The sequence below is a fragment of the Gemmatimonas sp. genome, from assembly GCF_036405635.1.
Classification (GTDB): Bacteria; Gemmatimonadota; Gemmatimonadetes; order Gemmatimonadales; family Gemmatimonadaceae; genus Gemmatimonas.
The window spans coordinates 1-12,028 of record NZ_DASWXE010000205.1 but is presented as its reverse complement, the minus strand read 5'-3'; the positions used below and the strand labels follow the sequence as shown (position 1 = coordinate 12,028).

Annotated in this window: 11 protein-coding genes; 8 read left to right on the top strand and 3 right to left on the bottom strand. The window is 65.5% G+C overall.

The window, feature by feature from the left end; genetic code table 11:
• A partial coding sequence (locus VGE27_RS16095) for a cation:proton antiporter (RefSeq protein ID WP_331050695.1) occupies positions 1–1,134 on the top strand: 1,134 nt, incomplete at its 5' end.
• On the opposite strand, the gene VGE27_RS16090 is transcribed toward VGE27_RS16095, so the two are convergent.
• The 3 genes from VGE27_RS16090 to nhaA are packed head-to-tail and all read right to left on the bottom strand — an operon-like array spanning position 1,131 to position 4,371.
• Positions 1,131–2,258, bottom strand: a complete 1,128-nt coding sequence (locus VGE27_RS16090; RefSeq protein ID WP_331050694.1) for a glycosyltransferase family A protein — start codon at positions 2,256–2,258, stop codon at positions 1,131–1,133. The genes VGE27_RS16095 and VGE27_RS16090 overlap by 4 nt on opposite strands.
• Positions 2,255–3,169: an HAD hydrolase family protein gene (locus tag VGE27_RS16085; RefSeq protein WP_331050693.1), complete on the bottom strand. Its 915-nt coding sequence runs from the start codon at positions 3,167–3,169 to the stop codon at positions 2,255–2,257. The genes VGE27_RS16090 and VGE27_RS16085 overlap by 4 nt, the downstream gene beginning before the upstream one ends.
• A gap of 35 nt (positions 3,170–3,204) precedes the next feature.
• Complete coding sequence (gene nhaA / locus VGE27_RS16080; RefSeq protein WP_331050692.1) at positions 3,205–4,371, bottom strand: Na+/H+ antiporter NhaA; 1,167 nt, start codon at positions 4,369–4,371, stop codon at positions 3,205–3,207.
• A 221-nt stretch (positions 4,372–4,592) separates the two neighbouring features.
• Here nhaA and VGE27_RS16075 point away from each other — a divergent pair, with 221 nt between their 5' ends.
• The 7 genes from VGE27_RS16075 to VGE27_RS16045 form a co-directional block, all read left to right on the top strand.
• Positions 4,593–6,140: a S41 family peptidase gene (locus VGE27_RS16075; RefSeq protein ID WP_331050691.1), complete on the top strand. Its 1,548-nt coding sequence runs from the start codon at positions 4,593–4,595 to the stop codon at positions 6,138–6,140.
• Positions 6,137–6,685, top strand: coding sequence for a hypothetical protein (locus VGE27_RS16070; RefSeq protein ID WP_331050690.1), 549 nt, complete (start codon positions 6,137–6,139; stop codon positions 6,683–6,685). The genes VGE27_RS16075 and VGE27_RS16070 overlap by 4 nt, the downstream gene beginning before the upstream one ends.
• 36 nt (positions 6,686–6,721) lie before the next feature.
• On the top strand, positions 6,722–8,929 hold the full coding sequence (locus VGE27_RS16065; protein WP_331050689.1) for a hypothetical protein: 2,208 nt from the start codon (positions 6,722–6,724) through the stop codon (positions 8,927–8,929).
• Positions 8,929–9,573 (top strand): class I SAM-dependent methyltransferase, encoded by a 645-nt coding sequence (locus tag VGE27_RS16060; protein ID WP_331050688.1) that lies wholly within the window; start codon positions 8,929–8,931, stop codon positions 9,571–9,573. Before VGE27_RS16065 ends, VGE27_RS16060 begins: the two co-directional genes overlap by 1 nt.
• Before the next feature lie 54 nt (positions 9,574–9,627).
• Positions 9,628–10,494, top strand: a complete 867-nt coding sequence (gene epsC, locus VGE27_RS16055) for a serine O-acetyltransferase EpsC (RefSeq protein ID WP_331050687.1) — start codon at positions 9,628–9,630, stop codon at positions 10,492–10,494.
• A 42-nt stretch (positions 10,495–10,536) separates the two neighbouring features.
• Complete coding sequence (gene cysK, locus VGE27_RS16050) at positions 10,537–11,454, top strand: cysteine synthase A (protein ID WP_331050686.1); 918 nt, start codon at positions 10,537–10,539, stop codon at positions 11,452–11,454.
• Positions 11,454–12,028, top strand: a 575-nt coding sequence (locus VGE27_RS16045; protein ID WP_331050685.1) for a HipA family kinase, incomplete at its 3' end; no start/stop codon positions are given. The genes cysK and VGE27_RS16045, both read left to right, overlap by 1 nt.

Genomic DNA, 12,028 nt, shown 5'->3' with positions numbered 1-12,028 from the left:
ATCTTCGGTCCACCCGGACTGGGGTATGTGTCCAAGCCTGTGCTGGCCGAGCTCAATCCGGTGAGCAACTTGGCGATTGCCTTGATCGCGTTTCTGGCCGGCGCCGAATTGCAGATGTCGGAGATCAAGGCGCGGGGCGCCGCGATCCTCAAGATGGTGTCGGTGGAGCTGGTGCTGACGTTCGTGTCGGTGACGGCGGTGGTCGTGGTCTTTCGCAGTCAATTGGCATTCATGGCGGCAGCGCCGATGACGGAAGCCGTCGCCTTTGCGATGCTGTTTGCCGCGGTGGCCGTGGTGCACTCACCGGCCGTGACGATGGCCTTGCTCACCGAGACGCGCGCCAATGGACCGGTGGCACGCTACACGCTGGGTGTGGTGCTGGTGATGGACGTGGCGGTGGTACTGCTCTTCTCCCTGGTGCTGGCGGCCACCCGCTCGATGGCGCCGCCGTCTGGGGACAGCGCCGGCGTACAGCTGGGCGCTGTGGTGTGGGAGATCGGCGGGTCGGTGATTGTGGGCGCGGTCCTTGGCGCGGGCATCGCCGCGTACCTGCGCTTCATCAGCCGCGAGCTGTTCATCTTCGGCCTGCTGGTGGCGCTGCTGGGCGCGGAGGTTGCGCGCATTCTGCACGTGGAGACGCTGCTCACGCTGCTCGTGGCAGGTTTCGTGGCGGAGAATGCCGGCGGTGGTCGTGGCGCCGAACTGCGTCATGCCCTCGAGCGTGCGGCGGCGCCGGTCTTCGTGGTGTTCTTTGCGCTGTCAGGTGCCAAGATCGACCCACGGTCGGTGCTGCCACTGTGGATGATCGTGATCCCGGTGGTGCTGGTGCGCATGGCCGGTATCTGGTCGGGCATGCAACTGGGCGGCCGCTGGGCGGGGCTCGATCCCAAGATTCCGCAGCGTGCGTGGCTGGGACTGGTGTCGCAGGCAGGCGTGGCGATCGGTCTTGCCACCGTGGTGGCCGATGTCTACCCGACGCGTGGTGCCGAGCTGCGTACGCTGTTGCTGGCGACCATCGCGATCAATGAAACGGTGGGACCCATTCTGTTCCGGCTTGGCCTCAAGCGGGCCGGCGAGCTGGACACCTCACAACCGTCAGGTGTCCATGCTCTCCCTGCTACATCACAACACTAGTTTGACGCGAGCTTCCGGCGTCCGAGCACGGCCCGGCCAATGCGACGGAGCCAACCCGGACGCACCAGCGGTGGCGGAGGTGGCGCTTCGCCCAGCACGCCGCGATAGCGATCGATCTCGGCGTCGGCATAGGCGAGGACACGTCGCACGTCGTCGGACGACAGCGGTTCGAACGGCTTGAACTGGAACGGATGACGTCGCGCCTCATCGGCGAAGGCGTGAATGGCCGGAAACTCACGCGACAGCTTGGGCATGAGTTCGAGCACACTCGCCAGCAACTGCTTGGGGCTGGGTTGCTCACCGAACGAGTACATGAGATACCGGTCCTGCGCGAGCCGCCAGAAGGCATCGGTGGCTTCGTTGATGCTCACGGCATCGTATTCGAGCGCGATGCACATCAGGCCCCACAGGACATGCTTCTCGCGCCCCGACATGTTGCGCGTGGGCGACTCGGGCGCCTTGTGCCAGTGTCGCAGGAAGCCGCGGTCGAGGATGTACCCCGTGGGGAATCCGTGGCGCCACATGCGGAGATTGAACTCCGTCCATTCGCCCCAGAACTGCCGACGAGGATTGAAGCCACCGATGTCGGCAAACAGGCGACGATAGCCGGCCACGAGCATGCCCTGCACCGGCATGTAGCGAATGCCATCGACATCGACATGGGGTGTCGTGTCGCGCGGCTTGAAACGCACATCGGTGTCTTCTTCGTACGACGGCAGGCCCACGATACCGACAGGGCGCGAGCGCAACGTCTCTTCGATGCTGGAGAGAATGTCGCCATGCAGCGTGAGGTCGTCATCGACAAAGGCGACGAGCGGCGTGCGACACACGGCGAGCTGCACACGACGTCCGCCACCGATGGTGGGGTCGGTCGAGTTCACATACACGCGCACCGGAAGAGTCGGCGCCAGCGCACGGATGCGCGCTTCGATGGCCAGTGGCTCCTCTTCCGAGGCCACGTTGTGCACGACGACCACCTCGAAGGCCGGCGTCACCGGCAACGAAGCCAGCGACTGCAGCAGCCGCTCGAGGAACTCGAGGCGTGACGGGATCGTGAGGATCGAGAAGGTCCAGCGTGGCACTTCCAGTTCCTGGCGCGCGATAGCGCGCGAGGACTGCGTCACGAGGCGACCAGGTGCAAGCGGTTCAGCATATCGATCCATCCTCCAGGGCCTTCTGGAGTCAGCACGACGGCGCCGGGAAGCGACGCGAGCGACTCGAGCGGACCTCGGTGCGGGTTACGTATCACGAAGCGCAGGTCCGCTTCAGCAAGCAACGAGATGTCATTCTCCTCGTTGCCCACCGCCACAATCAGGGGTGATACACCATCAAGCGAGACATTGTGCCGTAGCGCACGAAGTGCAGCGCCCTTGCCGGATGCAGCGGTCAGCGTGAGCCACCGTCCACCTCGCCGCAATTGCAGTGCATGATGTGCAGCAGACTCACGTAGCGTGCTCAGCGCGTTCGCGTCAAGGACTTCGGGATCGAGCAATATGCTGTGATGTCGCGCGGCAAGTGCGCGTCGCACCGAGGCCGGTGTCCGGAATCCGAGCGATATCCACTCCTGCACGCCAAGATGCCGAACATCCGCATCGTGGAAAGCCCTGCAATCATTCATCATGCGTGTCAGTGCCGCAGCATCCGCTGCAAACGACTGCATGCTCAGCGTACGACGGCCCGCGTTCGTGAGAGCAGTCCACTCGGTGGGATTCGTGACCACATCGTCACCAATCCGTTCTCCACCCAATTCCACACCGGTGCGCTTCACGTCGACGGCAAGCAGGGCGCCGTCCTCGGCAATACACGGCCCGTACAACCCAAGTGCACGTTGCAGCACGGTGAGCTCACGCATGGTGCGACTTGAGGCGAGAGCCAGAGTCACCGGTGCGCCTCGCGCGGCGGCGAGTGCTGCGAGATGGGCGCGCAACTCGCTGGTGGTGCATGGCAGTTGTCCACGTTCGTCGATCAGCGTGCCGTCGACATCGCTCACGATGAGCAGCGGTGCGCGCGACGAGAGCTCGTGCGGTGGCGGCATCGTTGTTGGGGCAGGGATCATGCGATGTATGCGGTTCAGGGTGTAAGTCGGTTGGTGCGCGTGGTGCGTGCACCAACCGCGAGTAGCAGCGCGCCAAGCAGGCCGGCGCACAGCGATCCGCCGAGCACGCCAAGCTTTGCCGCATCGAGATGAGCGCTGGTGCCGAACGCGAGGGCCGCGACAAACAGCGACATGGTGAAGCCGATGCCGCCGAGGACTGCGACGCCGACGAGCCCAAACCAGGTGGCGCCTGCTGGCAACGAGGCCCATCGCAGGCGCACGGCCAGCCACGCCGCGCCGGCGATGCCCACGGGCTTGCCGATGAGCAGCCCCGCAGCCGTGGCTATCGAGGCGGTGCTGGCAATCAGCGCGCCGAGTTCCTGCGGGATGGCCACGCCGGCATTGGCGAGCGCAAAGAGCGGAATCACACCGTAGCTCACCGGGAACTGCAGCGCGTGTTCCAGCGTTTGCTCAACGCTGCTGGTGCCGCGCGCCGGAATGGTGAACGCAAGCAGCACGCCAGCAATACTGGCGTGCACGCCCGACTTGTACACCGCAAACCACAGCATGATACCAAGCGCGATGTAGGGCCGTGGGCTGTGCACGCCACGCCGATTGCAGGCGAACAACAATGCCACGATCACGACCACGGCGGCGAGTGCGCCGACTACGATGTCGGATGTGTAGAACAACCCGATGACCAGCACCGCGCCGATATCATCGGCGATGGCCAATGCGGCGAGGAAGATGCGCAGTCCTGCGGGCACTCGATCGCCAAGCAGCGCCATGACACCGAGCGCAAAGGCGATATCGGTGGCCATGGGAATGCCCCAGCCGCGTGCTGCGGGTGTCCCGGCGGCAATGGCGGTGTAAATCGCGGCAGGGACCACCATGCCGCCAATGGCGCCGACGATGGGCAGCGCAGCCTGCCGCATGGATGAGAGGGCACCGTCCTGCAACTCATGTTTGATTTCCAGCCCGACCATCAGGAAAAACAACGCCATCAGCGCGTCATTGATGACGTGATGCAGCGACATGCCTGCCACAGGAATTTCCCACAGCGCGTGATAGGAGTCACGAGCGGCAGAATTGGCCCAGAACATCGCGGCAATGGTGGCCGCGAGCAGCAGCAGGCCGCTCAGAGACTGGCTGGGCTTGAGCGGCTGAGCCGAGATCAGTCCTTCGGTGGCGTTGGAGTTCATCGCTGTGGTCGTCGTTCGATCGGTGTTACACTCACGGGTCACCGTCGGAACGTATCCTTTCGGCATGCCGGAACAGGCGCGGTGACGGGGGCTCGTCGTCTCAAGGTAACCCGCGTGGCGCAGGCGGCCCCAAACGGACCCCCGATTCCCTGACGCGGTACGAAGAGACAGCCATCGTGTTGTCATGTCATCATTTCGGGCCATAGTACCGCTGCTATTCGATGCCTCTTTCGCTCCGCTTCCGTCGCCTGCTGATCGTCCCGCTGCTTGCGGGGGGATTGGCTGCGGCATTTGCCGGGGGCGTCTGGTTCGAGCGGGAGCGTGCCGCCGCGCGCGACGAATGGGCCGAGGCGCGTCTGTTGTCGCAGGCCATCGACTCGGTGCGGGTGAATGCGCTCGATTCGCTGCCCAGCGATGAACTCATCCGGCGCGCGGTGGCGGGCATGCTGCGCGAACTGCACGATCCCTACGCGGCGTTGCTGCGTGGTGATGGTGTGCAGCGCTATCGGGGCACGTTGCAGGGCGAGGTACGTGGCCTGGGACTTACACTCCGCGGCCAGGACAACGGCGCCAGCGTGATGCGGGTGGCTCGCGGGTCACCGGCTCAGGCAGCCGGCCTGCGCGCCGGCGATCGCATTCTGATGGTGGACGGCGTGCCGGTACGCGATGGCTGGGGCAAGCAGCGCGACAGCACCGATGATGCGCCGGCCAGCAATGTGCTGAAGGTGTGGCGCGCGCCCATGGGTGACACGGCCACGATCACGGTCTTCCGTACGACGTGGCACATGTCGGCGGTCGCGGAGGAGGGGCTGCTCGCCGACTCCGTGGGCTACGTGCGCGTATGGACGATGACGGCGCGCTCGGCGGCGGAGCTCGAGGAGGCCGTGGAATCGCTGGTGGCGCGCGGCGCCAAGTCGCTCGTGCTCGACCTGCGTGGCAACGGTGGCGGACTGTTCGAGGAAGGCGTGAAAGCGGCGGGATTGTTCCTGCCGCGTGGTATGGTGGTGTCGTCGCTCGCCGGCCGTGGAGGGACGGCGCCGCAGCCCCATCGCGCGCCCACATCACGATGGCCCAACATGCCGCTCACGGTACTGGTGGACGCCGGGACTGCGAGCGCGGCCGAAGTCACGGCGGCGGCGTTGCGTGACTATCGGCGTGCTCTGCTGGTGGGCGCGCCGACGTACGGGAAGGGTGTGGTGCAGCGCGTGGTGACGCTGTCCAAGGAGCTGTCGTTGCGCCTGACGACGGCGCGTTGGCTCACGCCCAACGGAGAAGCATTGGAGCGCCGCCAGGGCACGGGAGCCGCAGCGACCGGTGGTATCGAACCCGATGTGCTGCTCGATGACGCCGTGCGCCGCGATTGGTCGGCGGCTCCACCGGGATGGACCGCGGCCGCGTCGGCCCAGGTGAATCGTCTGGCCGATTCGCTGGCGCTGCACGCGTTGCGTGAATCGTGGGCGATCTCGCCGCTCGCTGTACTGGAGGCGCGCATGCGGGTGGCGCTGGCGCAGATGGTGCCACGTGAAGTGGAGGATCCGGTAGCGCGCACCGAGTGGGTCACGGTGGGCACGCGCATGGCGGTGCTGCGTGTGTTCGAGGTGGAGCAGGCCGACGAACAGCTGTTGCGATATGCGGTTCGCAGCGACGCAGCACTCCGGGCTGGGCTCGATGTGCTCGCCCCAGGCGTGGATGTGTCGCATGTGGTGCCGACCGCGCTGCCGGTGGTGCTGCCGTCGGTGCTGGGTCGCCGCGCGATCAGCGTACCGTGAAAAACTCACGGCGCGTGTGGCGGTTGATGGCGGTGTGTGCCCTCGCATGGACAGCGGTGGCGGGCCACGCCGAAGCCCAGACGGAGCGCGTGACGTCTGCGCCACCGCCCGCTGTCGATCCGCTCGATGCGTGGGTGGTGACACGCTATCGTGGCGCTCACCTGCTGGTCGACAGTGCGGTGACCCAGTCGACGCTCGCGCCCAACGGGCCGCTCCCGCGCGTGGAGAGCGCCCGTGGCGGCCGTACCACCGACACGCTGTTGGCCGTGCACTTCAGCGCACGCCATGATGCGCCCATGGTTCCCCTGCAATCACGGGTACGGTTGGTGGGCGCCAACGGCACCATCGTCCCCATAACGGTCACCGCGCGGGTTCTGCAACGCCGGTTGTTTCGTGCACCGCGTACCCCCACGTCCGATCCGGCCGTGGAGAACCAGTGGCGATACGGATGGGCGTATCTTGTGGTAATGCCTCATGAGAGTGACCGGCCGGCGGGGCGCTTTCGTAGCTGGTTGCTGCTACCCAGCCCGTCACCCTCCCCCTGATTCGTTGTCTTCCGCATCGTTGTGCCCTTTGCTTCCGTGAACTCATTCTTTGCTCGAAGTCTGCGTGGCACGCGCGATCGCGCCCTTCGTGGGGCGACGCTGTGGCCATCGCTGCTGTCGGTTGCGCTGCTGCAGGGCGCGCTGCAGGTGCTTCCCGCGCGATCATTGCCTGCGCAGACGTCTGCAGCATGGCGCAACGCGTCTGCGGATTCGCTGGTCGGGCGTGCGATTGCGCGGCGCGGCCTGCAACTGGCCGACAGCACGTTGCTCTCCTACCAAGCCGACGCGCACGGATTTCTCGCTTTTCTCGCGCAACTCGGCGAAGGCATGATCATTCCGCCCAAGGTGGTGCAGAGCGAAGAACTTGCGCTCACTATCGCCTGGTGGCAGCCCGGCCGTAGTGCGCAGCGTTTGGTGGGACGTCGCGATACGACACTGCTGCCGGCCAATGTCGGCTACTATCGCGACCGCTACGGCGTGGTGCTCGACAACCTGCCGGATCGCATTCGTCTTGGTGACGGACAGGACGTGCGTGATGTGCCGCATCCACTGGGTGCCAATGCCCAGTCGCAGTACGAGTACGCCATCGGCGATCCGCTGCGTATCACCATCCCGGGACGTGAGATCCTGGTGGACGAGGTGAAGTTCCGCCCGCGTGATGCGTCCACGCCAGCGGCGATTGGATCGGTGTACCTCGACCGCGAGACGGCGGCCGTAGTGCGGTTGTCGATGACGTTCACGCGAGCCGCCATCATCGACAAGCGCATCGAGACGCTGGTGGTGACGCTCGAGAATGGCCTCATACGCGAGCGGTTCTGGCTGCCACGCAAGCAGGAAGTGGAAGTGTCGCGTGGCAGTACGTGGTTCGACATCCCGGCACGCGGCATCGTGCGCGGCCGCTGGGAGATCTCCAACTACACCGTGAACGAACAGATCCCCGCACCCACGATGGCCTTGCCACGATGGAGCTCGGTGTCGCGCGACAGTCTGCGTGCACATCCGTTCGAAGCCCGGGTCATCGATGCGTTGCCGCCCGAGATCCAGATCGCGAGCAGCGAGGATGTGGTGCGCGCGCGTGTGGAGGCCGAGGCGGCGGTGCGCGCCGCCATGCTGGCCCGTCCAGCCACGGCATCGGTCACGGGGCGCGGCGTGAGTGATCTGGCGCGTTTCAATCGCGCGGAAGGGCTGGCGGTGGGATTGGGTGGCACCCATCGCACTGGCACAGGTGTGCAGCTCGGTGCGCGCGCGCGATACGGCTTCTCCGATCGTCAGCTCAAGGGTCACTTCTCCATTGGCAAGGCGCCGGCGTTTGGTCGTACTCCCACGTTGCAGCTGTTCGTGGAACGTGACTATCGCGAACTGGCGTTCGCCGAGCGTGCAGGCGTGACCAATTCGCTGGCCTCGTTGCTGTTTGGCAGTGACTACACGCAGCCGGTGGATACCCGTGCGGCGGGCATCCTGTGGCGACGCGCGCCGAACAGTGCGTTCACCTGGCGCCTGGCCGCCGAACAGGATCGACCCACGGCGGTGACCGGTGATCCGTTGTCGCGCCGCTTTGCACCAACACTGCGTGCGTGGCGCATCAATGGTGCGCGTGCGGAAGTACAGGGCACCGGCGGATGGGTACCGTCGGAACCCGGTGCGATGCGTGGCTTGTGGATGCTGTCGGCGAGCGCCGGGATGTACGAAGGTCGCGTGAACAATCTCGACGGCATTGTGGTGCCGCCGGAGTCGCTGATTCTTCTCGCGCCGAGTTCGCGTCGGGTAACACCCATCGTTACACGTGCGCAGGGGTTGTTGCAGCTCACCCGCAGGCTCGGCGGTGATCGTGCGCTGTTCCTGCAGACCTTTGGCGGTGTGGCGGGCGGTCGTGACCTGCCGCCACAGTGGTTGGTGTTTGCCGGCGGGCCGTGGACGGCGCCGGGCTACGATGCGCAGCAGTTCGGTGCGCGCGCGTTGCTGTCGCAGCGCGCTGAACTGCGTCTGCCGGTGCCGGCGCCGGGCATTCCCCTGGGTCGCTTTGGCAAGTCGCCCTCACACGTGACCCTCGCGCCGTTTGTGCAGGCACTGGCCACGGCGTCTGGTACGGCGGAGCGCCGCACGATATCTGGCGTGTATCCATCGGCCGGCGTGGGTATGCTGTTCTTCTACGATCTGCTGCGTGCCGATGTCGCGCGGGGACTGCGTGATGGGCACTGGCGTTTCTCCATCGATATCGACCGCAGCTTCTGGGGCATCCTGTAGTGGACGACCAGCCGCAGGACCGCCCACTGCCGGACCGCCCGCACGACCTCGCCAAACGCTACGACCAGGCGTACTTCGACAAGTGGTACCGGCACCCGAAGCACCGCGTGAAGTCGCCCGCCGAACTGGCCCGGCAGGTGGCTTTCGTGCTCGGCACGGCGGAGTTCGTGTTGGGCCGGCCGGTGCGATCCGTACTGGATGTGGGGTGTGGCGAGGGACAGTGGCGCGCCGCGCTGCGGGCGCACCGTTCGCGCGTGCACTATGACGGTGTGGATCCGAGCGCCTACGCGGTGGAGCGATTCGGCGCACGGCGCAACCTGCACTTGGGCGGCATCGAAACGCTGGACGCGCTGCCCCTGCGCCGTGAGTACGACCTCGTGGTATGCTGTGGCATGCTGAATTACCTCTCCGCAACGCAGCTCACCGCCGGCTTGTCGCAGGTGGCGCATCGCGTGGGAGGCATGGCCTACCTCGAACTGTTCACCCGCGAAGACCACTTCGAGGGGGATACCAACTGGCCGACGCCCAAGCCGGCGCACTGGTATCGCGATGCGATGCTGACGGCCGGGCTGACGGCCATCGGGATGCAGTGTTATGTGCAGACGCGTGACGCGGACCGCGTGTCCTCGCTCGAGCGGTCCTGAGCTGTCGTGATGCGCACCCGTGATACACAGCCGTCCAACTTCATGTCTCCTGCGATGACTTCCTCTACCGACACACCGGTTGCATCGGGCTGGCGCGACTTTCTGGTGACGCTGCGCGATGAACGCACGCGTTGCGACGCCCCCCGTCCGCTGCGTGCGATGGCGGAAGAGTTTGCACTGCGCGCGCTGGCTCTGATGTTCCCGCAGTTTGCGCATCCTGCACGACTGGGCGCGGACGGTGTGGATGATGAAGCGTCGCACCTCGAGGCCCTGCTGCGATCGGCCATCACGCCCTTGATGGCGGACGCGGAGCCCGTGGTGGCTGCGTTTCTGGACCGCCTGCCAGCCGTGCACGCGATGCTGATGGAAGATGCCCGCACCATCACCAGCGGTGATCCGGCGGCCGGTAGCATCGAAGAAGTCATCATCTCTTATCCGGGCTTTCTGGCGACCGCGGTGCATCGCCTGTCGCATGAGCTGTACCTGCGCGACGTGCCACTGTTTCCGCGCGTGCTGTCGGAATGGGCACACCGCGAAACAGGCATCGACATTCATCCGGGTGCACGCATCGGCGTGGCATTTGCCATCGATCATGGCACGGGTGTGGTGATCGGCGAGACGAGTGAGATCGGCGATCGGGTGCGCATCTACCAAGGCGTGACGCTGGGGGCGCTGGCCGTCAGCAAGAAGTTGCAGAACCGCAAGCGTCATCCCACTATCGGCAATGACGTCGTCATCTACGCCAACGCCACCATTCTGGGCGGCACCACGCACGTGGGCGACCGTTCGGTGATCGGGGGCAATGTGTGGCTCACGTCGTCGGTGCCCGAACGTTCGGTGGTGCAGTTCACCAGTCGTGTGGAGCCGCGCCCCGCACCCGATGCTGACGGCAACGACGACGGCATCGAGTTCCACATCTAGCGTCATCTTCGGCTTTACATCCAGTTCGCCATTCAGTCGCTCATGCGCGTCGACAATATTCTCGAAACGATCGGACGCACGCCGCATGTGCGCCTGCAACGCCTGTTCCCCTCTCCTCAAGAGGTGTGGCTCAAGCTGGAGCGCGCCAATCCGGGTGGCAGCATCAAGGACCGTATTGCGCTGGCGATGATCGAAGACGCCGAGCGTGAAGGTCTGCTCAAGCCGGGGAGCGTGATCGTCGAGCCGACGTCGGGCAACACGGGTATCGGCCTGGCCATGGTGGCCGCGGTGAAGGGCTATCGCCTGGTGCTGGTGATGCCGGAGTCGATGTCGATCGAGCGGCGGCGGATCATGGCCGCCTACGGTGCCACGTTCGATCTCACGCCTCGTGAACAGGGTATGAAGGGCGCGATTGCACGCGCGCAGGAGCTGGTGTCGTCGACACCCAATGCATGGATGCCACAGCAGTTCGACAATCCGGCCAACGTGCGGATGCACGCCGACACCACGGCGCGCGAAATCCTCGAGGATTTTCCCGAGGGTATCGACTACCTGATCACCGGCGTGGGCACGGGCGGGCATATCACGGGCGTGAGTGAAGTGCTCAAGCAGCAGTGGCCCTCCATGCAGACGTTGGCGGTGGAGCCGGCGAAGTCGGCGGTGATTGGTGGTGGTGCACCGAGTCCGCATCGCATTCAGGGCATTGGGGCGGGGTTCATTCCAGCCAACCTGCACGTGGCCACGATCGACGGGACCGTCTCGGTCACGGAAGAAGACGCCTACCGCTTCGCGCAGCGTGCGGCGCGCGAGGAAGGCATTTTTGTGGGCATCTCGAGTGGTGCGGCGTTGGCGGCGGTGGCGCAGTCGTTGCCGAACATCAAAGTGGGTGCGCGCGTGCTCACGTTCTGCTACGACACCGGCGAGCGATACCTGTCCATCGACGGTCTCTTTCCGGTGTGATGGCGGTGGTCTCGCGCGTCGTTTCGGTGCGCACCGATGCGGTGATCGAGCGGGTCACGCATGTGCGTCGTCGTGAGCGGAAAGGCTCTTCGTCACCGGTCGTGGCCGATACGACGGGTGGCGTGCGCTTTGTAAAGTTGCACGGGGCGTCGCAGGGCGCAGCGCCGCTGGTGGCTGAGTTCATTGTCGGTGCGCTGGGTGATGCGCTTGGCTTGTCGGTGCCGACGCGTCATCTCGTGGAGTTGCCGCACGCTGTGCCCAGCGACGACCAGAATGACGAATTGCGCGACTTGCTCGATGCGAGCGTGGGTACCAACCTGGCCTTCGAGTGGCTGGAAGGTGCGCGCGATCTTAGTGCGAGTGAATTCACGACCGCCAATCTCGTCGTCGCGTCGCGCGTGTTGTGGCTGGACATGCTCGTGCAAAACCTCGATCGCACGCCGCGCAACGCAAACCTGATGATGCGTCGTGGCACGATCTGGCTCATCGACCATGGCGCGTGTCTGCCGTTCCAGCACGATTGGTCGGCAGTCACCGAATCGCATCCCGCGCGGCCGTATGATGTGGCCGGTCA

What these genes read in the sequence shown, in the direction of transcription:
- VGE27_RS16085 (WP_331050693.1), bottom strand. Translation starts at nt 3,169, where the DNA reads ATGCCGCCACCGCACGAGCTCTCGTCGCGCGCACCGCTGCTCATCGTG.
- nhaA (WP_331050692.1), bottom strand. Translation starts at nt 4,371, where the DNA reads ATGAACTCCAACGCCACCGAAGGACTGATCTCGGCTCAGCCGCTCAAG.
- VGE27_RS16075 (WP_331050691.1), top strand. Translation starts at nt 4,593, where the DNA reads ATGCCTCTTTCGCTCCGCTTCCGTCGCCTGCTGATCGTCCCGCTGCTT.
- epsC (WP_331050687.1), top strand. Translation starts at nt 9,628, where the DNA reads ATGACTTCCTCTACCGACACACCGGTTGCATCGGGCTGGCGCGACTTT.
- cysK (WP_331050686.1), top strand. Translation starts at nt 10,537, where the DNA reads ATGCGCGTCGACAATATTCTCGAAACGATCGGACGCACGCCGCATGTG.